This is a genomic window from Streptomyces sp. NPDC044002 (genome assembly GCF_056434525.1).
On the sequence record NZ_JBWKEZ010000053.1, the window covers coordinates 1 to 25,001 of the forward strand.

Sequence of the window (25,001 nt, forward strand, 5' to 3'; positions counted from 1 at the left end):
GCGTCACTTCGTGATCGCCTTCGGCGACCCTTGACAGGCCGTCCCGCCCCGGAAAGCCGAAAGACTGCCGGGAAACCCCCAAAGAAACGGCACGGCCGATAGTTGGAGGGACGGGTCCCTCAGCGCTGAGGCGAGGGGCCGGGCGCTGGCCCGCCGGGCATTCGGGCCCCAAAAGTCGCGATCCCGGGCCAGGGCGCGACTACCTGCACGAGAGGCCGATCCGATCCCCCTGGGAAGCCCCCAGGCGCAGCAGATCGCTACGCGCTCCTCGTATCTCGGCGTCTGTCGGCAGTCTTGGGCTGATACCCGCGCCAGAGGTAGATCGGAGCAGCGTCAGATCACGGGCGGGCGGCCGAGGCGGGTCATCTGCCATACCGTCCGCCAGCTGATGGGGCGTCGGGGTGGGCAGGGGCGGCGGACGCCCTCGAAGAAGCCGGCCCACCATGCGGTGAGGCCCGTGAGCGGGGGGCGCTGCGCCAGGGTGTAGGCGGCCCATGTGGCGAGGTAGACGGGGACGAGGACTGCGGGCAGGTGGCGTTTGGCCAGCCATACGCGGTTGCGGCCCGTGTTGCGGTAGTAGACGGCGTGGCGGGACGCGGCCGTGCGGGGGTGCTGGAGGACGAGGTCCGCCCGGTAGTGGATCTCCCAGCCGGCGTCCAGCGCACGCCAGGCGAAGTCGGTTTCCTCGTGTGCGTAGAAGAAGGGGGCCGGGAAGTCGCCGATCTGATCGAAGAGGGTCGTGCGGATGGCGTGGCCACCGCCGAGGTACGTCGTGACCGGGCCGGACCTCAGCGGGTCCGATCCGCCCAGGCGGGGGACGTGCCTGCGCTGGCTCAGACCGTTCTCGTCTGCGATCCGGAAGCTCACGATGCCGAGGTGGGGGTTCTCCGCGAAGGCCTCCCGGACCAGGCGGAGGGTGTCCGTGCGGGGGAGGAGGCCGTCGTCATCCAGGACGACGACGATGTCGTTGGTGTCCGGAAGCGCGCGCACGCCGGTGTTCCGGCCGCCCGGGATGCCAAGGTTCTCCGGCAGGTTGATCGAGTGCACCCACGCCGGGAGCGGGGGCAGCTCGACTCCTTGGCCGAGCACCACGACGGTCGGCGGGTCGCCCTCTTGAGCAGCCACCGATTCCAGGAGTGCTCGCAGCTCGTCTGGGCGGTCGCCCATGGTCAGTACGACCACGCCGATCGTCACGGCCGGCCCCGCAGAAGCTCGGTTGCCCGCTGCTCAAGACTTCCGGCCCCGGGCACGCCCCGTTGCCGGTATCGGGCTACGGTCGATCGGATCACGTTGATTTCCTGCCTGCTCCGGTGGGAGACCACACCATCCATGAAGTCCAGAGAGCGGTTCCATAAACCGACGGCTTCTTCGTGGCGCCGTTGGGCAGCCACGCACTTGCCAAGGTTGATCATGGTCAGGCCATGCCCGCGTTGGTACGTGCCCGGTGTACGGCCGACGAGGGCTTGGCGGTAGTGCCGCTCGGCCGCTCTGTGGTCCTTCATCGCAGTCAATGTCTTGCCCGTGTGCGAGGCCACCGTGGCCGCCACTGGGCCGGAGGCCGCCGAGTACGCAGGCACCGGATCGCGTACGTCCTGCACGGCGTCTTCGGCTGCCAGCAGCGCGGCCGCGGCTCTGGCGCCCATACCGCTGGCACCGTAGGCCCTCGCGCAGGTGACCAGGAGCAAGGCCTCGGTCTGCCGGTCGACCTTTCCGGACGCGCGCCCCAGTGCCTCCTTGGCGAGCTCCACGCATGAGTCCGGTTGGTCCAGGTCCAGGCCCTGGTGGGTCATGGCTCGCATCATCCAGGCAGCTTGCCCTGCGGGGTCGGACTCGCAGGCCAGTTGGTAGCCAAGGAGGTAGTACTGCTGCGCCACTCCTTCACGGCCCAGGTCGTGGTGTTTCCATCCGACCAGGCAGGCCAGCTGAGTGGCTGCCCCGAACGCGTCCTTGCGCACCGTGGCCGACGGGAATCGAGCCTTCAGCATCGGGGCCACCGTGTCGGTCAGGTACGCGGTGGCCGTGGTCAACCCGTGGCCGCCACCGAGCTTGTCGTCCGCAGTCCTGAACATTTCCGTCAGCTGCCGGACCGTCCCCACTTCTTCCGGCCCGACGCTGCCGCCATCCCGGGCGGCTTTGAGGGTGGCCGCTACTGCTTCGTGGTCGTAGTTCAAAGGGAGGCGGACTGCCGCGGTGGCAAAGGCGGTGGTCAGGAATTCCCTGCGACGGAGCATCACGTATCTCCCGAGGTCGGCAGCCGTAGCCAACGGATCGGCACTCAAGGCGTCCCCGGTGCCTGCGCAGGCCAGACCGATCTCTGCAACCGTTACCCTCCGTTTCGTCCTTCTGGTGAGAGCCTCGGCGATATAGAACCGAGTCCGACCGGACGGTGTACCGCCGGCCATCCAATAGGAAACGGCGGACGGAGAGGTGCTGAGCGCCTCCCCTGCCTCGGACGCGACAGCGCGGATTTCGCGGGCCAGTGCGTAGTAGGTGACTCCGGCCTCGGCGATGACGTCGGCCAACTGGCTGTTCGGAGTCCGGCTATCCGCCAATGTCCGCCCCCAGTAAGCGATCTTGAACGGCTTGAACGACTTGCTGACGCTCTCACCGTACTCACTTTCCGTGCTCGAGAGTTCACTGTTCATCACAAGGAGGTGCAGCGGGAGACCGTCCGCTGATGCTTGGAATGGAGCTTCATGTCTGAGACAGAAGGCCGCCCGCTCGACGGCAGTGCCGTGGCCAGGGCCTTGGCGAACCCGATCCTGGTGATCGAGCCCGGGACGGACCTGCTCGAGCGGGCCCGTGCCGGGTGGGAGCGCTTCCTCAGCACCTTCGGGGGAGCGTTTGATGAGTGAGCAGTACGAGTATGTGCCGCTGTTGAGCACTGGAAGGAGCTGGCCTACATCCGAAATGCCTCGGGTCGCGAGTTCACCACCGCTGTCGGGAACGTCGTGCCGGCCTGAGAGGCTCGCGGCATGGGCATCGCGAAGAAGGGCACGCGGACCATCGTCGTGGACGGCGAGAGGTACCGGTGGGTGGTTGCGCCCGATGACGAGCCCGGGCTGGGGATCGTCGTCGTGCACGACGAGGTGGACGGGCAGCGGATGGTGACGTGGGTCGAGCACGGGACGGTGATCACGCCGGGGCTCGTCGAGGTCGTCATCCGGCGGGCACTGGAGAGCCACGGCTGGACGCCCCGGGAGCGGGGGAAGCAGCTCACGTTGCGCTGAAAGCCGCAGGGGCGGCCCGACGTTGTCGTCGGGCCGCCCCCCGGGGGGTCGCTCCGGGTCAGGCGCCCAGGTGGGAGCCGTTCGCCCACTTCTTCTCGCCGTCCTTGTGGCAGGACGACTGGTAGACCGGGCCCGCGAACGCCGGGAGGTTGTGGGGGACCGCGGCGAGCGTCGAGCAGTCCGACGAGTAGGCCTTGTGGCCGCCGTCGAAGTAGTCGATCTCGACACCGTCGTTGGCCAGGGCGGCACCGGCCCCGCCCAGGAGGATGCCGGCAGCCAGGACGGACGCGGTGACAGCGGAACGAATACGCATGACTCCCCTAAGGATCAATGGAGGGACGCGCCGGTCGATCCGCGCGTCGGCCGGTCCAACCGTCCCCGGGCGCCGGCAGGAACGGCCGTTCACTCCAATGCCCTCAGCTGTATCGTTTCGGCGGCCTGCGCTTCCGCCGGTTGGGTGGCGCGTGCAAGCATCTGCGGATGATCAGACTTGCCGATGATCTCGGCCACCTTTCGTACGACGTCGCAGGTGACGGGCCGCCCGTCGTACTCGTGCACGCCGGCGTCGCCGACCACCGGATGTGGGACGCCGTCGTGCCCGGCCTCGCGGAGCACTACGCGGTCGTCCGCTACGACCTGCGCGGCTTCGGCGAATCCGCCCCGCCGGCAGGCCCGTACGGCGACGTGGATGACCTGCTGCGGCTCCTGGACCACCTCGGCCACGACCGGGTCCGGCTCGTGGGCGCTTCCTGGGGCGGCCGCGTGGCCCTGGACTTCACCCTCGCCCACCCGGAACGGGTGCACTCCCTGGCCCTGTTCGCCGCCCCCTGGCCCGGCTACGACTGGTCCGCGGAGATGCACGCGTACGACGGCGCGGAGACGGCCGCCCTGGCCGCGGGGGACGTGGACGCCGCCACGCAGATCAACCTGGACATGTGGCTGCGCGGTCCCGCCCGGGAGTGGGACGAGGTCCCGGCCGGTCTGGCCGACCGGGTCCGTGAGCCGATGCGGACGTCGCTGGTGAACATGGCCGTACGTGACGAACACGGGCAGGGGGCGGGGAGCGCTGACCTCGCCGCCGTCGCCGTTCCCACGCTGGTCGGTGTCGGCAAGCTGGACGTCGCCGACTTCCAGGACATCGCCCGCCGCTACGCCGCCGAGATCCCGGGCGCGACCCTGGTCGAATTCCCCACCGCCGCCCACCTGATCGCCATGGACGCGCCCGCCGAACTCGCCGCACAACTGGCCCCGTTCCTGGCCCGGTAGGACGTATCGGCCCCAGACGGCCGCCGGACGCCGAGAAATGAGGAGCGCGTAGCGATCTGTCGCGCCTGGGGGCTCCGCAGGTCGCTCTGATCGGCCTCTCGTGCGGGTAGTCGCGCCCCTGGTCCGGGATCGCGGATGTTCGGGGCCCGGATGCCCGGCGGGCCGGCCCCCGGCCCCTCGCCTCATCGCTGACGGACCCGTCCCTCCAACCATCGACCGTGCCGTTCTTTTGGGGGTTTCCCGGCAGTCTTTCGGCTTTCCGGGGCGGGCCGGTCTGTCAAGGGTCGCCGAAGGCGATCGCGAAGCGACGCGACCGAAGGGAGCGCCCTTGACAGGCCGGCACGACACGGAAGGACGATGGGACTGACGGGAAGCCCCCAACCTTCCCTGAGGCCGTCCGAGGGGATCCCGCTCCCCGGCCCCCGGCCCGCAGGCAAGGGGGCGGGTGGGCAACCACCGCCCCACCCCACGGGGTCGAGGGGGAGATAGCGCGCCCGCACCGCGAGCCCCGCCCCGCCCCCTACCGCCCCGCCAGGGCCAGGGCGTGGTCCAGGGCCTGGAGGAGGCGGCCCGTTGTGGCGCGGTCGCGGACCGCCAGGCGGAGCCAGTCGGCGTCCAGGCCCGGGAAGGTGTCGCCGCGGCGCACCGCGAAGCCCAGGGCGCGCAGGCGGGTGCGTACGTCTGCCGCGCCCGGGATGCGGACCAGGACGAACGGGCCCTCGGCCACCCCCGACACCGTGACCTCCTCGAACTCCGCCAGCCCCGCCAGCAGGTGCTCCCGGTCCACGGCGATGCGCTGCGCGGCGGTCTCCGCCTCCGCCAGGGCATCGGGCGAGACGCAGGCCTCCGCCGCCACCAGCGCCGGCGTCGACACCGGCCACAGCGGCTGCGCGGCGGCCAGCTTCGCGATGACCTCCGGCTCGGCCAGCACGTACCCGATGCGCAGCCCCGCCAGCCCCCAGGTCTTGGTCAGGCTGCGGAGGACGACCAGTCCGGGGACGTCCATCCGCCCGGCCAGCGCCTCCCGCTCGCCCGGGACGGCGTCCATGAACGCCTCGTCCACCACCAGGGTCCGACCCGGCCGGGCCAGCGCCGCCAGCGTCGCCGCCGGGTGCAGGACCGACGTCGGGTTGGTGGGGTTGCCGACCACCACCAGGTCGGCCTCCTCCGGTACTGCCGCCGGGTCCAGCCGGAAGCCGTCCTCGGGGCGCAGCAGGACCCGTTCCACCCGGTGCCCGGCGTCCCGCAGGGCCGCCTCGGGCTCGGTGAACTGCGGGTGCACCACGACCGGCCGTTCGGCGTCCAGGGCCCGCGCGATCAGTACGAACGCCTCCGCGGCCCCCGCCGTCAGCAGCACCCGTTCGACGGGGAGACCGTGCCGGGCCGCGACCGCCGCGCGTGCCGCCCGCCCGTCGGGGTACGCGGCCAGGTCGCCGAGGCAGGCCGCGATCCGGTCCTTGAGCCACTGCGGCGGCGTGTCGGAGCGTACGTTCACCGCGAGGTCCACCAGCGCGCCGCCCGCGTCGGCCACCTCCGCGTCGCCGTGGTGGCGCAGGTCGTGCTCCTCGGCGGTGGCCACCGCGCAGGTGGCCGCCACCGAGCGGCGCTTCGGCACGAGGAGTTCCCCGCCGCCCGCCAGGGCCGCCGCCTCCGCCACCGAAGCCGTGCCGGAGGCGGCCCGCACCGACGCCGAGGGGTGCGGTACCGGGATCAGGGCGAGCCGTTCCGCCGGATAGCCGACCAGCGGCACGCCGAAACGTTCCGCCGCGCCCGCGATGCCCGGCTCCCCGGTCTTCGACTCCACCGTGGCCAGCGCCGTCACCGCCCCGGTGGCCAGCCCGGCCCCCCGCAGCGTCTCCTCGACCAGCGCGCAGACCTCCTCGACGGAGACCCCCGCACGCCCGCCGACCCCGACCACCACCCGCGTCACGTACTCGCCCACCGGGATACCTCCTGCGTCCCTCGTCCGTCTGTCTCCGTCAACACGCTGCCGCCCGCCACCCGCGTGCGGAAGTGCGCACCCGGCCGCCAGTCGGTATTCAGGGGCACATGGCGGTGATCGTGGCTTTGGGCGCGTTCCTCATGACGCTGGCGGGCGGCTGGACGGCGCAACGCGTCACCGACCGCCGCCACCTGGTGCTCGGCCTGGCCGGCGGGCTGATGCTCGGCGTGGTCGGCCTCGACCTGCTCCCGGAGGCCATGCACGCCGCCGGCCAGGAGGTGTTCGGCGTCCCGCTGGCCCTGCTGCTCTTCGTCGGCGGCTTCCTCGTCGCCCACGTGGTGGAGCGCCTGCTCGCCGTACGCCAGGCCGCGCACGGCGCCGCGAATGGCGATGGGAACGACGGGCACGGCCGCAGCGCCGGGCGCGTCCCGCAGGTCGGCCTCACCGCGGCCGCCGCGATGGTCGGTCACAGCCTCGCCGACGGAGTGGCCCTCGGCGCCGCCTTCCAGGTCGGCGGCGGCATGGGCGTGGCCGTGGCACTGGCCGTCATCACCCACGACTTCGCCGACGGGTTCAACACGTACACGCTCACCCGCCTCTACGGGAACGCCCGCCGCAAGGCCCTGCTGATGCTCTTCGCGGACGCCGTCGCCCCGGTCGTCGGCGCCGCGTCCACCCTGCTGTTCACCCTTCCGGAGGAACCCCTCGGGGCGTACCTCGGGTTCTTCGGCGGGGCCCTGCTGTACCTGGCCGCCGCCGAGATCCTGCCCGAGGCGCACCACGAGCACCCCGCCCTGTCCACGCTGATGTGCACGGTGGGCGGGGTGGCCGGGATCTGGCTCGTGGTCGGCCTCGCGGAATGACCCCCGGCCGGGGAGGCCGGTCACCGGTGCGCTGCCGCGGCTTCCGCGAAGCGCCGGGCGACCGACGGCTGTGCCGCCCAGTGGGTGTGGAGGTAACTGGCGTGCACGCCCTGCCGGACGAAGCCCTCGACGCGGCGTTCGGGATGCGTGAACCCCCACGCCGGCGCCGCTCCGGCGCCCGGCTCGACCACCGTCCGGTGGAACTCGTGCCCCCGCAGCCGCGTCCCGGCGGCGGCCAGCGAGCTGTCCGACACCGCGACCGCCTCGCGGTAGCCGAGGGTCAGCCGCTCCGACATCCGGGCGTCGGCGTCGAGCACCCCGCACATCGGCTTCCCGTCGAGGGAACGCGCCAGGTACAGCAGCCCGGCGCACTCGGCGGCCACCGGTCCGCCGGCCGCCGCGAAGTCCGCGACGGCCTTGCGCAGGGGCTCGTTCGCGGAGAGCTCCGGGGCGTACACCTCCGGGAACCCGCCGCCTATCACGAGCCCGCTCGTGCCCTCGGGGAGCGCCTCGTCGTGGAGGGGGTCGAAGGTGACCACCTCGGCGCCGGCGGCCGTCAGCAGCTCGGCGTGCTCGGCGTAGGAGAACGTGAACGCGGGCCCGCCGGCGACGGCGACGACGGGACGCGGCCCCCCGACGGGGGTGACGGCCCCCTCCGGAGACCACGGCTCGCACTCCAGCGCCGGAGCCGTCCGCGCCAGCGCCATCAGCGCGTCCAGGTCGCAGCCGGACCGCACCTGCTCGGCCAGCGCCGCGACGGCGGCGACCGCGTCGGCCCGCCGCTCGGCCACCGGGACCAGGCCCAGGTGCCGGGACGGCGTCGCCACCTGCGGGGCCCGCCGCATGACACCGAGGACCGGCATCCCGGCCTCCTCCAGCGCCTCCCGCAGCATCGCCTCGTGCCGGTCGGAGCCCACCTTGTTGAGGATCACCCCGCCGAGCCGCACCTGCGGGTCGAACGAGGCGAAGCCGTGCACCAGCGCGGCCACCGACCGGGACTGCGAGGAGGCGTCCACCACCAGCACCACCGGCGCCCGCAGCAGCTTCGCCACCTGCGCCGTCGAGGCCAGCTCACCCCGTCCGGCGGCGCCGTCGTAGAGCCCCATCACGCCCTCGACCACGGCCAGGTCGCAGCCGGCCGCCCCGTGCGCGAACAGCGGTGCGACCAGCTCCGGCCCGCACATGAAGGCGTCCAGGTTGCGCCCCGGCCGGCCGGTGGCCAGCGCGTGGTAGCCGGGGTCGATGTAGTCGGGCCCGGCCTTGTGCGGGGACACGGCCAGGCCGCGTTCCGCGAAGGCCGCCATCAGGCCCGTCGCCACGGTGGTCTTGCCGCTGCCGGAGGACGGCGCGGCGATGACCAGCCGGGGCACGTTCACGGACGTCACCACTCGATGCCCTTCTGGCCCTTCTGGCCGGCGTCCATGGGGTGCTTGACCTTGGTCATCTCGGTGACCAGGTCCGCGAACTCCAGCAGCTTCTCCGGGGCGTTGCGGCCGGTGATGACCACGTGCTGGGTGCCGGGGCGGTTCCGCAGCACCTCGATCACCTCGTCCACGTCGATCCAGCCCCAGTGCATCGGGTACGCGAACTCGTCGAGGACGTACAGCTTGTGCGTCTCGGCGGCCAGGTCGCGCTTGACCTGCTCCCAGCCCTCCTTGGCGGCCTGCTCGTTGTCGAGCTGCGCGTCGCGCTGGACCCAGGACCAGCCCTCGCCCATCTTGTGCCAGACGACGGACCCGCCCTCGCCGGAGGCGCCCAGCACCTTCAGCGCGTTCTCCTCGCCGACCTTCCACTTCGCCGACTTGACGAACTGGAACACCCCGATCGGCCAGCCCTGGTTCCAGGCGCGCAGCGCCAGGCCGAACGCGGCCGTCGACTTGCCCTTGCCCGGCCCGGTGTGCACGAAGACGAGCGGGCGGTTGCGGCGCTGACGCGTCGTGAGCCCGTCGTCCGGAACGACGGTCGGCTGTCCCTGCGGCATTACGCGGCCCTCCTGGGGGTTTCACGGGTCACTGAGGTACGTACGTTCTTCACGAGCCCGGCCAGCGAGTCGGCCCGCAGCCCGTCGAGGGTCACGGCGGGCGCGCCCAGATCGGCGGCCAGCGCCCCCGCGAGCCCCAGCCGGACCGGCCCGGACTCGCAGTCCACCACCACCGAGGCGATGCCCTCGGCGGCCAGCAGCCGGGCGCTGCGCCCCGACAGCTCGCGCGGGTCACCGCCGACGGCCCCGGCCGAGGTGGCCCGGCCGTCGGTGACGACCACCAGCAGCGGGCGGCGCGAGGGGTCCCGCAGCCGCTCGATCCGCAGCACCTCGTGGGCCTTGAGCAGGCCCGGGCCGAGCGGGGTGCGGCCGCCGGTGGGCAGCTTCTCCAGCCGGGCGGCGGCCGCGTCCACCGAGGAGGTGGGCGGCAGCGCCAGTTCGGCGTCCGCGCCGCGGAAGGTGATCAGGCCGACCTTGTCCCGGCGCTGGTACGCGTCCAGCAGCAGCGACAGCACCGCGCCCTTGACGGCGCCCATCCGCTGCCGGGCGGCCATCGAGCCCGAGGCGTCGACGCAGAACAGCACGAGGTTGCCCTCGCGGCCCTCCCGGGTGGCCTGGCGCAGGTCGTCCCGGCGCACGACGAGGCCGCGCCCGACGCGGCCGCGCGCCTTCTGGTGCGGGGCGGCGGCGTGCACGGTGGCCGCCAGGTGCAGCTTCGTCAGCTGCCCCCGGGGGCGCTGGGAGCCGGTGGTCCGGCCGTGCGCGGTGCGGGCGCGCGAACGCCGTCCAGCCGCGCCCTCGCCCAGGCCGGGCACGCTGAGCGTCTTGGTGCGGAACGGCTCGGCAGCCCCCACGGCGGCCTGCTCCGCGCCGCCGGACCCGCCCTGCTGCGGGGCGGAGGGCTGCGGCTCGGGAGCCGCTTCCTCCGGCGCGGCGGTCTCCTCGGGCGCGTGCCCGGTCTCGGGGCCGCCGCCCTGCGGGGGCACCCCGCCGCCGTCCCCGCCGGGGCCGCCGCCGTCACCGCCGCCGTCGTCCGGGCCCTCGGGCTCCGGGTCCGGCTCGGGCTCCGGCTCCTCGTCGGGGAAGCCGTCCAGGATCTCGTCGAGCTTGTCCTCGTCCAGGCCGGGCGCGTCGAAGGGGTTGCGCCGGCGCCGGTGGGGGAGGGCCAGCAGGGCGGCCTGCCGGACGTCCTCCTTGAGCACCGAGGTCCGTCCCGCCCAGGCGGCCAGCGCGGTCGCGGTACGGGCCATCACGATGTCGGCGCGCATGCCGTCGACCTCGAACCCGGCGCAGGTGGCGGCGATCTGCAGCAGCGCCGTGTCCCCGAGCCGGACCTGCGGGAGCAGCGCCCGGGCGGCCACGACCCGCGCCCGCACCTCGCTCTCGTCCCCGGTCCAGCGGGCGGCGAAGCCCGCGGGGTCGTCCTCGTACGCGAGCCGGCGGCGCACCACCTCGACGCGCTGCGCGGGCTCCCGGGAGGCGGCGACCTCCACGGTCAGCCCGAACCGGTCGAGGAGCTGCGGGCGCAGCTCGCCCTCCTCGGGGTTCATGGTGCCGACGAGCAGGAACCGGGCCGCGTGCCGCACGGAGACGCCCTCGCGCTCGACGTAGGAGGCGCCCATGGCGGCGGCGTCGAGGAGGAGGTCGATGAGGTGGTCGTGGAGCAGGTTGACCTCGTCGACGTACAGGATCCCGCGGTGCGCGTCGGCGAGCAGGCCGGGCTCGAAGGCCTTCACGCCCTCGGCGAGGGCGCGTTCGATGTCGAGGGCGCCGACGAGGCGGTCCTCGGAGGCGCCGACGGGCAGCTCGACCATGCGCGCGGGGCGGCCGGCGCCGGGGCCGGGCTCGTGCGGGCCGTCCGGGCAGGCCGGGTCGGGCGCGGCCGGCGCGCACGAGAACCGGCAGCCGGGGACGACGTCCACCTGCGGCAGCAGCGCCGACAGCGCGCGCACGGCGGTGGACTTGGCGGTCCCCTTCTCGCCGCGCACGAGCACACCGCCGACCGCCGGGCTCACGGCGTTGAGCAGGAGCGCCAGCCGCAGGTCGGTCTGGCCGACCACTGCGGTGAACGGGTAGGGGGTGGTCATGGGTTGCTCACTCCTCCTGTACGGGTGTGCGTGCGCGGGCTGTCGGGGATCGTGCGGGGGCTCGCGGTGCGGGCTGGGCGGCCGGTGCCGGGGCTGCCGCTGCGCGGGGCTGGGTCCCCTACCCGCCCTTCGCCCGTTCCCCGGGGCTGCGCCCCGGACCCCTTCCTGGGGGCTCCGCCCCCAGACCCCCGCGCCTCAAACGCCGGCGAGGCTGGATTTCGCGCAGCGAAATTCCAGCCCGCGCGGCGTTTGAGCGCAACGGGGGCAGGGGCAGCGCCCCTGGGAACGGTGGAAGGGCGGGTAGGGGAGCAGCCCCGCAGGGCCGGGGCCGTCACGGCGCGCCCGGGGGGAGGAACGGGAGCCCGGACGGGGCGCCGCCCTCGATCAGCTGAAGCAGCGCACGCGTATCCGCATGCTCGGCGATCAGGTCGCCCAGCAGGTCCAGCTGCTCCTCCCGCAGCGCGGCGAACGACGTGTCCGGCGCCGGTACGAAGCGGCGCCCGGCAGCCGCCGCGACCTCGCGGAGGAACGCCCGGCGGAAGCCGTCCGACTCCAGCGAGCCGTGCCAGTGGGTGCCCCACACCGATCCGACCCGGCAGCCGTCCAGGAACGGCTCGCCGCCCAGCACCTCGGCCACCCCGTGGTGGATCTCGTAGCCCGAGACCTCCTCGCCCAGGGCGGTGCCCTCGGGCCGGGCCAGGGTCTTCTCCACCGCGAAGCGCACCCGCACCGGCAGCAGTCCCAGCCCCGCCACCGAGCCGGCCTTCGACTCGACCTCGTCCTCGATGTGCTCGCCCAGTGCCTGGAAGCCGCCGCAGATGCCCAGCACCGGCCGCCCCTCGGCGGCCCGCCGGGCCAGCGCGCCGGCGAGGCCCCGCTCCCGGAGCCACTCCAGCGCCTTCACCGTGCCGCGCGTGCCCGGTACGACGACCAGGTCGGCGTCGGCCAGTTCCTCGGCCCGGTCCACGAACCGCACGACTACGCCCGGCTCGGCCGCGAGCGCGTCGACGTCGGTGAAGTTCGACATCAGCGGCACCGCGCACACCGCGACCCGCAGCACGTCCTCGCCGACCGGCGGGGCGACCACGGACTCGCGTACCGCGCCCCGGAGGGAGACCCGCAGGCCGTCCTCCTCGTCGATGCCCAGCCCGTGCCGGAAGGGCAGCACCCCGTACGTCGACCGTCCCGTGAGGCCGCGCAGCATCTCCATGCCGGGCTCCAGCAGGGACACGTCGCCGCGGAACTTGTTGACCATGTACCCGGCGATCAGCGACTGGTCCTCCGGCGACAGCAGGGCCGTCGTCCCGAAGAAGGAGGCGAAGACGCCGCCCCGGTCGATGTCGCCGACCACGACCACCGGGAACCGTGCGGCCCGCGCGATGCCCATGTTCACGATGTCGGTCCGGCGCAGGTTGATCTCGGCCGGACTGCCGGCCCCTTCGCAGATCACGGCGTCATACGTGCCCCGCAGCTGCTCCAGGCAGTCCGTGACGATGCCGAGGAGCTGCTCCTGGCGGCCGCCGTGGTAGCCGCGGGCGCTCATCTCGCCGACGGGCTTGCCCAGCAGCACCACCTGGCTGCTGCGGTCGCTGCCCGGCTTGAGCAGGACCGGGTTCATCAGCGCGGTCGGCTCCACCCGGGCGGCCTGGGCCTGCATGGCCTGGGCGCGGCCGATCTCGGCGCCCTCCCGCGTCACGAAGGAGTTCAGCGACATGTTCTGGGCCTTGAACGGGGCGACCTTCACGCCCTGCCGGGCCAGCCAGCGGCAGATCCCCGCCGTGACCACGCTCTTGCCCGCGTCCGATGTCGTACCGGCGACCAGCAGTCCGCCGCCGCGCCCCGTCCCGCTCATGCCCGTCCCCTTCTCGTCATCGCCACGGCCGAGCGCACGGCCACGCAGGCCCCGAGCGCCAGCCAGGTCACCCGTCGCGACAGTCTTACGGCCCGCTCGATGTCCGCGACCTCCACCGGCCGTCCCCGCTCCCCGTTGAGGACCGCCCGGTGCTCGACCCGGCCGCCGTAGGACAGGGTCCCGCCCAGCCGGACGCCGAGCGCGCCGGCGAAGGAGGCCTCGACCGGGCCGGCGTTGGGGCTGGGGTGGGCGGCGGCGTCGGCGCGCCAGGCCCGTACGGCTCCGCGCCGGTCGGGGCCGGCGGCCACGGCGGCGAGGGCGGTGAGCCGGGCCCCGGGCCAGCCGGCCAGGTCGTCGAGGCGGGCGGAGGCCCAGCCGTAGCGCAGGTAGCGGGGCGACTTGTGGCCGACCATCGCGTCCAGGGTGTTCACGGCGCGGAAGGCCAGCAGTCCGGGGACCCCGGCGAGGGCGCCCCACACCAGGGCCCCGACGACCGCGTCGGAGGTGTTCTCGGCGACGGACTCCACGACGGCCCGGGCCATCTGCTGCTCGTCGAGTGCCTGGGGGTCGCGCCCGCACAGGTGGGGGAGCCGCTCGCGGGCGACCTCCGCGTCCCCGGCAGCGAGCGCCCCGCCGATGGCGCGGGCCTCCCGGCCGAGGGAGGTGCCGCCGACGACGGCCCAGGTGGCCGCGGCGGTCAGGGCGATACGGGCGGCCGCGGGCCGGGAGCGCACGGCGCGTGCGCCCAGCGCGCCGACGGCGGCGGCGCCGCCCGCGCAGACGAGGGTGTGCAGGAGGCCGCGGGCGCGGTCGTCGCGCCACAGGGCGCCCTCGACGGCGGCGGCGGCTCGTCCGAAGGCGGCCACGGGGTGCCCCCGGCGGGGATCCCCGAGGATCCGGTCGCCGATCAGCCCCGCCGTGGCGCCGTACGCGAAGACGCGGTCGGCACGCATGGTGGCAGGTATGTCCTCACTCAGGGTCCGCGCCCTGGTTCGACGTGTCCGGCGGCGAGAGTTCCTGGCTCCCGGGGTGCACGCGGTGCGTGCGTTCCCCGGTGACAGTGGCGGGACCGCGCCGGATTCGCACCGGACTTCCTCTCCATGCCGCCGTATTGGCTCGGGCAGTCCACCACGCCCCGCGAACGCCCGTCAACTTGCCGTTGACCTGGTGGGACGGAGGGCGGAGGAGGGGCGCGGGTACGCGAAAGCTCCCTCCGGGAATCCCGGAGGGAGCCGTCGTACGCGGTGCGGCGGTGTCAGCTGACGATCAGGTAGATCCCGTAGGCCACGGCCGCCGCGCAGAGCGCGAAGCAGGCGTAGGCGCCGCTGCGGGCCAGGGTCGCGGCCCCGCCCTGCTCGGTGGCGGCCTCGTGCTTGGAGAGGCCCACCAGGCCCAGGGTGAACAGGGCCACGAGGGCGACGGTGGCGGAGAGGCTGACCCCGAAGACGGAGCCGAGTGCTGCCCAGTCGATCTTCATACTGCCGTTTCCTCTGTCGTTCTCGGGGTCAGACCGCCGCGGCCGGGGCCGTGGGGGTCGTCGGGGCGGCCGGGTTGGCCGTCGAGGCCGGGATGGTGGCCTTGAGGTCCTCGTCGGTGACGGCGGCGGTGGTGCCCGCGAGCGGCGGGACCGCGACGGCGGCCATGGCGGTGGTGACCACGCCGGGCTCCTCGGCCTCGGTGGAGGCGGTGCCGGTCTCGTTGACGTTGGTGTGGTCGACGACCTGGCGGCGGGAGATCAGCCAGATGGCGAGGCAGGAGCCGACCAGGAAGACGGTGACGGCGACGACGCCGATGTCACCGGTGCGCATGACCAGCTCGGCGCCGGAGGCGACGAGGGCGGCGGCCGGCAGGGTCAGGCCCCACGCGACGAACATGCGGGTGGCGGTGGACCAGCGGACCACGCCGCCCTTGCGGCCCAGGCCCGCACCCATGACGGCGCCGGAGCAGGCGTGCGTGGTGGAGAGGGAGAAGCCGAGGTTGGAGGAGGCCAGGATGACGCTGGCGGCCGAGGTCTGGGCGGCGAAGCCCTGCTGCGGCTGCAGGTCGGTCAGGCCGGAGCCCATGGTGCGGATGATGCGCCAGCCGCCCAGGTAGGTGCCCAGCGCGATGGCCAGACCGGCGGAGACGATGACCCAGACCGGGGGGTTGGAGCCGGGCGCGAGCGCGCCGCCGGCGACCAGGGCCAGGGTGATGATGCCCATCGTCTTCTGCGCGTCGTTGGTGCCGTGCGCGAGGGAGACGAGACCGGCGGAGGCGATCTGGCCGGCCTTGTAGCCCTTGGCGGAGGTCTTCTCGCCGATCTTGCCGTTCAGCTTGTACGTGACCTTCGTGGCCAGCATCGCGGCCACGCCGGCCACGATGGGCGCGGCGACGGCGGGGAGCAGCACCTTGGTGACGAGCGTGTCGCCGTTGACGGCACCGAGGCCGGCGGAGGCGACGGCCGCACCGACCAGGCCGCCCATCAGGGCGTGCGAGGAGCTGGAGGGGAGGCCGACCAGCCAGGTGACGAGGTTCCAGAGGATCGCGCCGACCAGGGCGGCGAAGATCACCTCCGGCTGAATGCCCTCCTCGTTGACCAGGCCCTTGGAGATCGTCTTGGCGACCTCCACGGACATGAACGCGCCGACGAGGTTGAGCACGGCGGACATGGCCACCGCCGTCTTGGGCTTGAGGGCGCCGGTCGAGATGGTGGTGGCCATCGCGTTGGCTGTGTCGTGGAAACCGTTCGTGAAGTCGAACACGAGAGCGGTGATGATCACGATCCCGAGGAGAAGCGTTATGTGCTCCATTTACCCAGGCTTCTGTTTGGCGTCAGTGGCTCGGCGACCGTAGGCAACCTGGGTGAACGGAAGATGAACTGACTCGGGCGGTGTGGTGTCCCCACGCGACACACGATCGGGTCATTCGTCCTGATTCTGTCGCAGCCATCCCGATTCCTGCACGTCAAACGTGGGTGAACGGAACCGTCCGGGAAAGCCCCCCGGCCTGCGGACGACCTCCTCCGACCCCGGAAAGAGAGGTAGATCACTCCGCTTCGGCGGCTCCGCCGGCCCGCCCGCCGTCGCCCGCCGTCGCGCGCCGGAACCGGAACGGGCCGAGACTGGAACGGTGCGTACCGCCACAGCGACGGCAGCGGCCGTCACCACGACCCTGATCGGCGCCGGAGCGGCCGCGGTCGCGGCCGGCCGGTACGCCGCCGACGCGGCCCTGCGACCCGAACCGGGCCGCCCGCTGCCCGGCGGCCCCCGCCTCAGCGTGCACTCCACCGGACCCGGCCGGGTGGTCCTCACCCGCACGCTGGCCTCCCTGCGCCCCGGCGTCCACGGCCTGGAGGCACCCGGGGTGCACGCGGTGGTCGGCTCCGTCCTGACCGACGTCCCGCACGACCCGGACACCGTCGTACGCCGCCTCCTCTCCGTCGGCCACGGCGAGCTGACCCCCGGCACCCGGGTCGCCCTCACCCCTCAGGTGCACCGGGGCAACCCTCGCTCCGCCCTCGGGCTGGACCACGCCGACGTGGACGTCCCCGGCGAGCTCGGCCCGCTCCCGGCCTGGTTCCTGCCCGGCGCCCGGGGCACCTGGGTGATCACCGTCCACGGGCTCGGCACCGGCCGGGAGCACCCGATGGCGGTCATGCCCTTCCTGCACCGCCACCGCCTCCCGGTGCTCGACCTCGGCTACCGGGGCGACATCGGCGCCCCCGCCTCCCCGGACGGCCTCGGCCACCTCGGCGAGTCGGAGTGGCGGGACCTGGACGCCGCCATCCGCTACGCCGTGCGCTACGGGGCCCGCCGCGTGGTCCTGTACGGCTGGTCCACCGGGGCCGCCATGGCCCTGCGCGTCCTGGAGCGCTCGGCCCTGGCCGGCCGGGTCTCCGGGCTCGTGCTGGACTCGCCCGTCATGGACTGGCACGCCACCCTGCGCGCCCTGGCCGCCGCCCGCGGCACCCCGGCCCCGCTGCTCCCGCTCGCCGTCCGGGCCGCCGAGGGCCGCGCCGGGCTGCGCGCCGACCACCTCGCGCCGGGGGCCGACCCGGGCGCGCTGCGCGTGCCCGTCCTGATCTTCCACGGGCCCGCCGACGCGATCGCCCCCTGGGAGCCCTCCCGCCGCCTCGCCGCCGCCCGGCCCGACCTGGTCACCCTGCACACCGTGATGGACGCCGGGCACGGGGCGATGTGGAACGCCGACCCGCTGCGCTACGAGGAGGCGCTGCGACGCTTCCTCACCCCCCTCATGTGACGTGTGATGTGGCGCCCGGGTGAAGGGCCTGTGGCGGACGGGGCGCGGTGGGGGATTCATCCCGGTTCATCCGCCCTGTGACCTGTGGAAATGACCCGTTCCGTTTGGGCTTTCGGCCAGTGACGGGCGAGACTGCTTCCGTGACGTCCCGAAAGCCTGATGAGCAGTTGGCTCGCGACTCCAGACTCCGACTCGTCTCCCAGCGCTCCGTCGCCACGGCGCGCAAGGCGGTGACCGACCGGCGAACCCGGCCGGCCACCCGGCCCCCGGCGGGCACCCCCGCCACGGCGGACCTGGCGAACCGCGCCCGCGCCTCGCTCGCCGACGCGGTACGGCTGGCCCGCTGGGCCGAGCTGAACCTCGGCGCGGGCGACGGCGGCCGCCCGGCGCCCTCGGGCGCACTGCCCGCCGTCGACGTCGAACGGGCCGCCGCGGAACTGGGCCTGACGCACGGGCAGATCCGCGTCGGCTGGGACCGCGCCCGCCTCTCCGGCCTCGTCGAGGTGCACGGCGGACACGCCCGCCCCGGCTGGCGGCTGCGCGCCTGGGACCGCGACGACACCGCCGTACTGCGCGGCTGGGTCGCCCTCTTCGACGCCTGGTCGCTCGTCCACCCGGCCCCCGCGGACATCGCCCCCTCGGCCGTCGCCGAGGTGGTCGAGGCCATGCCGCAGCTGCTGTCGCTGCTCCAGCTGTCCGCCGGCCCGGTGACCGTCCCCGACCTCCTGGACCTGCTCGGCCAGCGGGTCACCGAGCTGCGCGACGAGCGCTGCGAGGTCCCCTACGGCCCCGAGCCCGCCGCCGGCTCCACCGCCGCCGAGCCCCGGCCGCTGCCGCTCGCCCGGCTGCTGCGCTGGGCCCTGGGCGGACTCGCCGCCGTGGACGCCGTCACCCTCGGCCCCGCCCGCGCCACCCTCACCCCCCTCGGCAGCTGGGCCGTGTGGGTGAAGCTGGAGCAGATCTGCGTCGCCGCCCAGAGCCCGGCCGGGAACATCGAGCAGTCCGCCGCCGCCATGCTGCACGGCTGCGCCCGGCTCACCCCCGGACCGGCCCGCGCCGAGTACCAGGCCTGGCTCGCCGCCCGGCCCGTCGGCCACGCCGTCAGCGAGCTGCTGCACGCCGCCCGCGGCGAGGACGCCCTGCTGCGCGGCCTGGCCTTCGAGGCCCTGCGCGTGGTCGGAGCCCCCGCCGAGCGCGAGGTGCGCGCGGCCCTGCGCGAGCCCGCGCTGCGGCCGTACGCCCTGCTCTGGCTCGCCGAGCACGACGGGGTCGACCCCGACGACGCCCAGGACGTGCTCACCCCCGAGGAGTCGACCTGGCTCTGGGTGGACACCGCCGCCGCCATTGCCGACCACGGCGAGGCCGACCTGCTCGCCCGGCACCTCGACTCCGCCGTCCGCACCACCGTCCCCCGGCTGCTGGACGAGGTCCGCGCGGTCGGCCACCCCCGCACGGTGCAGGTGCTGGTCGCCCTGGCCGCCGCCCACCCCGACCCCGCCCTCGCCAAGGCGGTCCGCCGGGCCGCCTTCCAGGTCCACACCGGCGGCGCCTGAGCCCCGGCCGGGCGGTTTCCCGGGACCACGCGCCGCGGGCGGTTCCCCTGCCCGCGGCCCGCGGGCCGTCCGTGGCCGGTCGCGCGGTTCCCCGCGCCCCTGGCGGGGCGCGGGCGCCGCGTCAGAGCTGGGGGGCGTACGTCCCGAAGCTCCAGACGTTGCCCTCGGCGTCCCGCGCCATGTAGTCCCGCGACCCGTAGTCCTGGTCGGTGGGCTCCATCAGGATCTCCACGCCGTGCTCGGCCGCCCGCCGGTGATGGGCGTCCACGTCGTCGACCACGACGTAGACCCCCGCCGGGCCCGCCGCCTCCATGGCCTTGTCGAAGGCGCCCCCGCGCCCCTTGCTGCCCAGCATCACCGCGCCGCCGCCGTACGCCAGCTCCGCGTGCATCACCGCGCCGTCGTCGCCCTCGTAGACCGCGACCTGGGTGAACCCGAACGCCTCGGTGAGCTGCTGGATCGCCGCCTTCGCGTCGCGGTAGAGCAGCGTGGGGTAGATGGACGGAACGCCTGCCATGACGATCACTCCCTCTCGTGACGGTGGCCCAAGTGACCCGCGTCACAGCATGGCAGGCGGCGCCGACAGTCAGCGGAAGGTGTTGCACTGGGCCATGTCGCCCGTGCGGTAGCCCTGGTAGAACCACTGCTGGCGCTGCTCGGCCGAGCCGTGGGTCCAGGACTCCGGGGTGACCCGACCCTGGAACTTCTCCTGGATCCGGTCGTCGCCGACCGCCGCCGCCGCGTCCAGGCCGTCCCGGATGTCCTGGTCGGTGAGGCTGGTGATCAGCGGCCGCCCCGTGGACTCGTCCGGGGTCCTCGTCGCGTTGTGCGCCCACACCCCCGCGTAGCAGTCGGCCTGGAGCTCGACCTTCACCGCGTTGCTGTTCGCGCCCTGCCGCCCGTCCTGGGCCCGCTGGAGCGTCCCGGTCAGGTTCTGGATGTGGTGCCCGTACTCGTGGGCGACCACGTAGGCCTGTGCGAAGGGGCCGCCGCTCGCCCCGAACTTCGTCCGCAGCTCGTCGAAGAAGCCCAGGTCCAGGTAGACCTGCCGGTCGCCGGGGCAGTAGAAGGGCCCGACCGCCGAGGTGGCCGCCCCGCAGGCGGTGTTCACCCGGCCGGTGAAGAAGACCGTCGACGCCGGGCGGTAGGCGCCGCCGCGCTTCTGGAACTCCTGCTTCCAGAAGTCCTGGGTGCTGTTGACCACCGCGACCAGCCGGCAGTCCTCGCGCGTGTTCGCGTCCTGCCCGGTCTTGCAGGCCTGCTGCACCTGCGCCGCCGAGGAGGAGGTCGCCACCGGCTCCGGACTGCCGTCCGACAGGCCCAGCTGCTCCGGGCCCACCCCGAAGAGCAGCCCCAGCACCAGCGCGATCAGGCCGACGAGGCCACCGCCGATCGTGGCCCTCCCGCCCGGGACACGGCTGCCGCGCACGTCCTTGACCTCGGACGTGTCCAGATTGGCGTTGTCGTCGAACTGCATCCCGCACCGCCCATATCGGTGAGACCCCAGGGGCCGGCTGCCGCCCCTGCGGCGAGTGTCAACCCCTTCATCCTGATACGTCCCCGGGCGGCCCCGCGTGGCCCGTGCGCCGAACGGGGGACGGGAGGCCCAGAAAAGTGCTTGCGCACCCCCGGTAGAATGAATCCCATGGCAAATCTCCTCGCGGATTAGCGGCGTCGAAGCAACGCGCGTCCTGCCCCCACTTCCGCCGTCCCCACCGCCCTGGAGTATTTCCGTGATCACCGCCACCGGCATCGAGCTGCGCGCCGGCGCCCGCATCCTCATCGAGAACGCGTCCTTCCGTGTCGCCAAGGGCGACCGCATCGGGCTCGTCGGCCGCAACGGGGCGGGCAAGACCACCCTCACCAAGTGCCTCGCGGGCGAAGGCCTGCCCGCCGGCGGCACCATCACCCGCTCCGGTGAGGTCGGCTACCTCCCGCAGGACCCGCGCACCGGCGACCTCGACGTGCTCGCCCGCGACCGGATCCTCTCCGCCCGCGGGCTCGACGTGCTGATCAAGAAGATGCGCGCCAACGAGGAGCGCATCGCCACCGGCTCCGGCGCCACCCGCGACAAGGCGCTCAAGCAGTACGAGCGCCAGGAGACCGAGTTCCTGACCAAGGGCGGCTACGCCGCCGAGTCCGAGGCCGCGACCATCTCGGCCGCCCTCAGCCTCCCCGACCGGGTCCTCGGCCAGCCCCTGCACACCCTCTCCGGCGGCCAGCGCCGCCGCGTCGAGCTCGCCCGGATCCTCTTCTCGGACGCCGACACCCTGCTCCTCGACGAGCCCACCAACCACCTCGACGCCGACTCGATCGTCTGGCTCCGCGACTACCTGAAGAACTACCGCGGCGGCTTCATCGTGATCTCCCACGACGTCGACCTCGTCGAGACCGTGGTCAACAAGGTCTTCTACCTCGACGCCAACCGGTCCCAGATCGACGTCTACAACATGGGCTGGAAGCTCTACCAGCAGCAGCGCGAGGCCGACGAGAAGCGCCGCAAGCGCGAGCGCCAGAACGCCGAGAAGAAGGCCGCGGCGCTGAACTCGCAGGCCGACAAGATGCGCGCCAAGGCCACCAAGACGGTCGCCGCCCAGAACATGGCCAAGCGCGCGGAACGGCTGCTCTCCGGCCTGGAGGCCGTCCGCGCCTCCGACAAGGTCGCCAAGCTCCGCTTCCCGGAGCCGGCGCCCTGCGGCAAGACCCCGCTGACCGCCGAGGGACTGTCGAAGTCCTACGGCTCGCTGGAGATCTTCACCGACGTCGACCTGGCCATCGACAAGGGCTCCCGCGTGGTCATCCTCGGCCTCAACGGCGCCGGCAAGACCACCCTGCTGCGCCTGCTGTCGGGCACGGAGAAGCCCGACACCGGCACGGTCGTGCCCGGGCACGGCCTCAAGCTGGGCTACTACGCCCAGGAGCACGAGACGCTCGACCCGGAGCGCACGGTCCTGGAGAACATGCGCTCCTCCGCCCCCGACCTGGACCTGGTCGAGGTGCGCAAGACGCTCGGCTCCTTCCTCTTCTCCGGCGACGACGTGGACAAGCCCGCGGGCGTGCTCTCCGGCGGCGAGAAGACCCGTCTGGCCCTGGCCACCCTGGTCGTCTCCTCGGCCAACGTCCTGCTGCTCGACGAGCCCACCAACAACCTCGACCCGGCCAGCCGCGAGGAGATCCTCGGCGCGCTGCGCACCTACAAGGGCGCGGTCATCCTCGTCACGCACGACGAGGGCGCCGTGGAGGCCCTGGAGCCGGAGCGGATCATCCTGCTCCCGGACGGGGTCGAGGACCTGTGGGGCCCGGACTACCGGGACCTGGTCGCCCTCGCCTGACCGCCGCCGGGCGGCCCCGCCCGACGGCCCCGCGGGGTTGATCCAGTTCCTTATGGATCATTCGGCTCAGACGTGATCCATCATCTGAGTGAGACGGTCTCGTACCCCCGCGCCCTGTACATCGGCCCCGGCCGCGTCCCCGTGGACGCGCGTCCGGGGCCGGCGTTTTTCCGTTTCCGGCCCCTGACCTGGTGATTCCCTCCGGCGCTGGAGAAATGTGACGGAGGTCATGCGGCGGAAGAGGAGATTCCGTTCTGCTCGGGTGTCCACGGACCGGGAAATGCCGTCGCACCGACCTTGCTGAATGGGTGGCCAGGAAGCCGGGGAGGGGTGATCATGAGAAGTCCAGAGCGCACTTCCCACGAGGAGGCACGGGTGGCCGAGACTCTGAAGAAGGGCAGCCGGGTGACCGGCGCCGCGCGCGACAAGCTCGCGGCAGACCTGAAGAAGAAGTACGACTCCGGTGCGAGTATCCGGGCGCTGGCCGAAGAGACCGGCCGGTCCTACGGATTCGTCCACCGGATGCTCAGCGAGTCCGGAGTCACGCTGCGCGGTCGCGGTGGCGCGACACGCGGCAAGAAGGCGGCCGCGGCCTGACCCTGGCCGTCAGGCCGGGGCCGGTGCCGAAGACCGCCCGACAGCTCCGTTCTCTTTCACGCTGTCTGATCCATGCTGTCGGTTTCGTCCCGTTCCACGCACGGTACCTTCGGTGACCCCCGGTCGGCCCCGCGGTCGGCTGGGTGGTTACTGTGCAGTCACTTAGGCCGGGCACACGGCCGCGACTGCACACCGGAGGCACCAGATGGCTCTGCTCGACAAGGATGGCGTACGGCTCACCATCGACGACACGGTCGCCACGGTGACACTGACCAATCCGGCCAAGCGAAACGCCCAATCCCCCGCGCTCTGGCGGGCGTTGGCGGAGGCCGGACGGTCGTTGCCCGGCACCGTACGGGTCGTCGTGCTGCGCGGCGAGGGCAAGTCCTTCTCCGCGGGGCTCGACCGGCAGGCGTTCACCCCCGAGGGTTTCGAGGGCGAGCCGTCCTTCCTCGATCTGGCGCGCGGTTCCGACGAACTGCTCGACTCCACCATCGCCGAGTACCAGGAGGCCTTCACCTGGTGGCGACGCAATGACATCGTCTCCATCGCCGCCGTACAGGGCCATGCGATCGGCGCCGGCTTCCAGCTCGCGCTCGCCTGCGACCTGCGCGTCGTCGCGGACGACGTGCAGTTCGCCATGCGCGAGACCAGCCTGGGCCTGGTCCCCGACCTGGCCGGCACCCAGCCACTGACCGCCCTGGTCGGCTACGCCCGCGCGCTGGAGATCTGCGCCACGGGCCGCTTCGTGCACGCCGAGGAGGCCGAGCGGGTCGGCCTCGCCAACCTGGTCGTCCCGGCCGCCGAGCTGGAGGCCGCCGTCCAGGACCTCACCACCGCCCTGCTGGCCCCGCCCCGCGACGCCGTCATCGAGACCAAGGCGCTGCTGGCCGCGGCCACGTCCCGTACGTACGACGACCAGCGCACCGCCGAGCGCGCCGCCCAGGCCCGCCGGCTGCGCGACCTCGCGGGCCTGTCGGACTGAGCCGTTCCCCGGGGGCTCCGCCCCCGGACCCCCGCGCCTCAAACGCCGGCGGGGCTGGATCATCCAGCCCGCGCGGCGTTTGAGCGCAACGGGGTCAGGGGCGGAGCCCCTGGGAACGGTGGAAGGGCGGGTAGGGGACGGCCCCGCGCAGCGGCCCACCCACCCGCACCCGACACACCGGCCCCGGCCCCGCGAACCGGCCCCGCCCCGGGTCCGACGGACGGAGTCCGGCGCAGCGGCGCGAAGCCGGGGAGGCCGCCTGCGGCCGAGCCGCGCGAGCGGCGCGTCGGGAAATTGGGAGCGGCGCGTCAGGAACTAAAAGCCGTGGCGGGCTCCGCCGTCCACCGGGAGCATCAGGCCCGTGAGGTACGACGCCGCCGGGGACAGGAGGAACGCCGCCGTGCGGCCGAACTCCTCCGGCGTGCCGTAGCGCCGCAGCGGGATGCGGGACTCGTTGCCCGCGCGGGCCGCGTCCGAGTCGCCGGACAGCGCGTCCAGCTCCCGCACCCGGTCCGTGTCGATCCGCGCCGGCAGCAGCCCGATCACGCGGATCCCGCGCGGCCCCAGGTCCACCGACAGGGACTTGGCGAAGCCCGCCAGCCCCGGCCGCAGGCCGTTCGAGATGGTCAGGCCCTGGATCGGCTCGTGCACCGACCCCGACAGCACGAAGCCGATGACCCCGCCCTCGCCCAGCTCGGCCGCGGCCGTCCGGGCGAGGCGGACCGCGCCGAGGAAGACGGTGTCGAACGCGGCCGCCCACTGCTCGTCGGTGTTGTCCGCCGCCAGGCCCGGCGTGGGGCCGCCGACGCTGATGAGGATGCCGTCGAAGCGGCCGAAGCGCTCCCGCGCGGTGGCCACCAGCCGTTCGGCCGCGGCCGGGTCGGAGTTGTCCGCCACCACGCCCACCGCGTTCGGGCCGAGTTCGGCGGCGGCGTCCGCCACCCGCTTCTCGTCCCTGCCCGTCAGTACGACCTTCGCCCCGTCGGCGGTGAGCTCGCGCGCGGAGGCGAAGCCGAGGCCCCGCGTGGCACCGGTGACGACGTAGACACGGTCCTTCAGTCCAAGATCCATGCG

The 25,001-nt window shown here is 73.6% G+C and carries 23 protein-coding genes and 1 riboswitch; of the genes, 9 read left to right on the forward strand and 14 right to left on the reverse strand.

Going from position 1 to position 25,001, the window contains the following annotated elements; translation table 11 throughout:
• Positions 1-333 precede the first annotated feature (333 nt).
• Together AC07A6_RS30600 and AC07A6_RS30605 are read right to left on the reverse strand one after the other, a co-directional pair.
• On the reverse strand, positions 334-1,167 hold the full coding sequence (locus AC07A6_RS30600) for a glycosyltransferase family 2 protein (RefSeq protein WP_478779335.1): 834 nt from the start codon (positions 1,165-1,167) through the stop codon (positions 334-336).
• A gap of 23 nt (positions 1,168-1,190) precedes the next feature.
• Positions 1,191-2,552 carry a tetratricopeptide repeat protein gene (locus AC07A6_RS30605; RefSeq protein ID WP_478779336.1) on the reverse strand — a complete coding sequence of 454 codons (1,362 nt, stop codon included), beginning with the start codon at positions 2,550-2,552 and terminating at the stop codon, positions 1,191-1,193.
• A gap of 144 nt (positions 2,553-2,696) precedes the next feature.
• Between AC07A6_RS30605 and AC07A6_RS30610 the strand changes: the two genes are divergently transcribed.
• Complete coding sequence (locus AC07A6_RS30610) at positions 2,697-2,855, forward strand: hypothetical protein (RefSeq protein ID WP_478779312.1); 159 nt, start codon at positions 2,697-2,699, stop codon at positions 2,853-2,855.
• A 120-nt stretch (positions 2,856-2,975) separates the two neighbouring features.
• Positions 2,976-3,230 carry a hypothetical protein gene (locus AC07A6_RS30615; RefSeq protein ID WP_478779313.1) on the forward strand — a complete coding sequence of 85 codons (255 nt, stop codon included), beginning with the start codon at positions 2,976-2,978 and terminating at the stop codon, positions 3,228-3,230.
• Positions 3,231-3,288: 58 nt separating this feature from the next.
• Here AC07A6_RS30615 and AC07A6_RS30620 read toward each other — a convergent pair whose 3' ends face one another.
• Positions 3,289-3,543, reverse strand: a complete 255-nt coding sequence (locus AC07A6_RS30620) for a hypothetical protein (RefSeq protein ID WP_362469866.1) — start codon at positions 3,541-3,543, stop codon at positions 3,289-3,291.
• 167 nt (positions 3,544-3,710) lie between these two features.
• On the opposite strand from AC07A6_RS30620, the gene AC07A6_RS30625 reads away from it, so the two are divergent.
• Positions 3,711-4,496: an alpha/beta fold hydrolase gene (locus tag AC07A6_RS30625; RefSeq protein ID WP_478779314.1), complete on the forward strand. Its 786-nt coding sequence runs from the start codon at positions 3,711-3,713 to the stop codon at positions 4,494-4,496.
• Between the two features lie 520 nt (positions 4,497-5,016).
• Here the strand turns inward: AC07A6_RS30625 and cobC are convergent.
• On the reverse strand, positions 5,017-6,426 hold the full coding sequence (cobC, locus tag AC07A6_RS30630) for an Rv2231c family pyridoxal phosphate-dependent protein CobC (protein WP_478779337.1): 1,410 nt from the start codon (positions 6,424-6,426) through the stop codon (positions 5,017-5,019).
• Positions 6,427-6,545: 119 nt separating this feature from the next.
• Between cobC and AC07A6_RS30635 the strand changes: the two genes are divergently transcribed.
• The gene (locus AC07A6_RS30635; RefSeq protein WP_362474613.1) at positions 6,546-7,301 is read left to right on the forward strand and encodes a ZIP family metal transporter; all 756 of its coding nucleotides are present in this window, start codon (positions 6,546-6,548) and stop codon (positions 7,299-7,301) included.
• Positions 7,302-7,321: 20 nt separating this feature from the next.
• Here the strand turns inward: AC07A6_RS30635 and AC07A6_RS30640 are convergent, their stop codons facing one another.
• The 7 genes from AC07A6_RS30640 to AC07A6_RS30670 all read right to left on the reverse strand — a co-directional run bounded on the left by AC07A6_RS30640 (position 7,322) and on the right by AC07A6_RS30670 (position 16,010).
• Positions 7,322-8,677: a cobyrinic acid a,c-diamide synthase CobB gene (locus AC07A6_RS30640; protein WP_362474616.1), complete on the reverse strand. Its 1,356-nt coding sequence runs from the start codon at positions 8,675-8,677 to the stop codon at positions 7,322-7,324.
• Positions 8,678-8,682: 5 nt separating this feature from the next.
• The gene (gene cobO / locus AC07A6_RS30645; RefSeq protein ID WP_079425618.1) at positions 8,683-9,282 is read right to left on the reverse strand and encodes a cob(I)yrinic acid a,c-diamide adenosyltransferase; all 600 of its coding nucleotides are present in this window, start codon (positions 9,280-9,282) and stop codon (positions 8,683-8,685) included.
• A complete protein-coding gene (locus AC07A6_RS30650) occupies positions 9,282-11,369 on the reverse strand; it encodes a putative cobaltochelatase (RefSeq protein ID WP_478779315.1) in 2,088 nt (695 codons plus the stop codon). Before AC07A6_RS30650 ends, cobO begins: the two co-directional genes overlap by 1 nt.
• 331 nt (positions 11,370-11,700) lie before the next feature.
• Positions 11,701-13,221, reverse strand: a complete 1,521-nt coding sequence (locus AC07A6_RS30655; RefSeq protein ID WP_478779316.1) for a cobyric acid synthase — start codon at positions 13,219-13,221, stop codon at positions 11,701-11,703.
• A complete protein-coding gene (locus AC07A6_RS30660) occupies positions 13,218-14,174 on the reverse strand; it encodes a cobalamin biosynthesis protein (protein ID WP_478779317.1) in 957 nt (318 codons plus the stop codon). Before AC07A6_RS30660 ends, AC07A6_RS30655 begins: the two co-directional genes overlap by 4 nt.
• Positions 14,175-14,232: 58 nt before the next feature.
• A riboswitch (cobalamin riboswitch) is annotated at positions 14,233-14,318 on the reverse strand.
• A 158-nt stretch (positions 14,319-14,476) separates the two neighbouring features.
• On the reverse strand, positions 14,477-14,698 hold the full coding sequence (locus tag AC07A6_RS30665; RefSeq protein ID WP_007263389.1) for a hypothetical protein: 222 nt from the start codon (positions 14,696-14,698) through the stop codon (positions 14,477-14,479).
• A gap of 28 nt (positions 14,699-14,726) precedes the next feature.
• Entirely contained in the window at positions 14,727-16,010 is a 1,284-nt protein-coding gene (locus AC07A6_RS30670) for an inorganic phosphate transporter (RefSeq protein WP_362460732.1), read from the reverse strand.
• A gap of 319 nt (positions 16,011-16,329) precedes the next feature.
• Between AC07A6_RS30670 and AC07A6_RS30675 the strand changes: the two genes are divergently transcribed.
• On the forward strand, positions 16,330-17,460 hold the full coding sequence (locus AC07A6_RS30675) for an alpha/beta hydrolase family protein (RefSeq protein ID WP_362460729.1): 1,131 nt from the start codon (positions 16,330-16,332) through the stop codon (positions 17,458-17,460).
• A 140-nt stretch (positions 17,461-17,600) separates the two neighbouring features.
• On the forward strand, positions 17,601-19,013 hold the full coding sequence (locus tag AC07A6_RS30680) for a hypothetical protein (protein ID WP_478779318.1): 1,413 nt from the start codon (positions 17,601-17,603) through the stop codon (positions 19,011-19,013).
• Between the two features lie 121 nt (positions 19,014-19,134).
• Here AC07A6_RS30680 and AC07A6_RS30685 read toward each other — a convergent pair whose 3' ends face one another.
• Both AC07A6_RS30685 and ypfJ read right to left on the reverse strand, forming a co-directional pair.
• Positions 19,135-19,530, reverse strand: coding sequence for a VOC family protein (locus AC07A6_RS30685; RefSeq protein WP_478779319.1), 396 nt, complete (start codon positions 19,528-19,530; stop codon positions 19,135-19,137).
• Between the two features lie 69 nt (positions 19,531-19,599).
• Positions 19,600-20,490, reverse strand: a complete 891-nt coding sequence (gene ypfJ, locus AC07A6_RS30690) for a KPN_02809 family neutral zinc metallopeptidase (protein WP_478779320.1) — start codon at positions 20,488-20,490, stop codon at positions 19,600-19,602.
• Positions 20,491-20,746: 256 nt separating this feature from the next.
• Between ypfJ and AC07A6_RS30695 the strand changes: the two genes are divergently transcribed.
• The 3 genes from AC07A6_RS30695 to AC07A6_RS30705 all read left to right on the forward strand — a co-directional run bounded on the left by AC07A6_RS30695 (position 20,747) and on the right by AC07A6_RS30705 (position 23,927).
• Positions 20,747-22,345: an ABC-F family ATP-binding cassette domain-containing protein gene (locus tag AC07A6_RS30695; RefSeq protein ID WP_362460720.1), complete on the forward strand. Its 1,599-nt coding sequence runs from the start codon at positions 20,747-20,749 to the stop codon at positions 22,343-22,345.
• A gap of 375 nt (positions 22,346-22,720) precedes the next feature.
• Positions 22,721-22,942 carry a helix-turn-helix domain-containing protein gene (locus tag AC07A6_RS30700; RefSeq protein WP_007263382.1) on the forward strand — a complete coding sequence of 74 codons (222 nt, stop codon included), beginning with the start codon at positions 22,721-22,723 and terminating at the stop codon, positions 22,940-22,942.
• A gap of 205 nt (positions 22,943-23,147) precedes the next feature.
• Entirely contained in the window at positions 23,148-23,927 is a 780-nt protein-coding gene (locus AC07A6_RS30705) for an enoyl-CoA hydratase/isomerase family protein (RefSeq protein ID WP_362460717.1), read from the forward strand.
• Between the two features lie 315 nt (positions 23,928-24,242).
• Here AC07A6_RS30705 and AC07A6_RS30710 read toward each other — a convergent pair whose 3' ends face one another.
• Positions 24,243-24,998 carry an SDR family oxidoreductase gene (locus AC07A6_RS30710; RefSeq protein WP_362467601.1) on the reverse strand — a complete coding sequence of 252 codons (756 nt, stop codon included), beginning with the start codon at positions 24,996-24,998 and terminating at the stop codon, positions 24,243-24,245.
• Positions 24,999-25,001 lie beyond the last annotated feature (3 nt).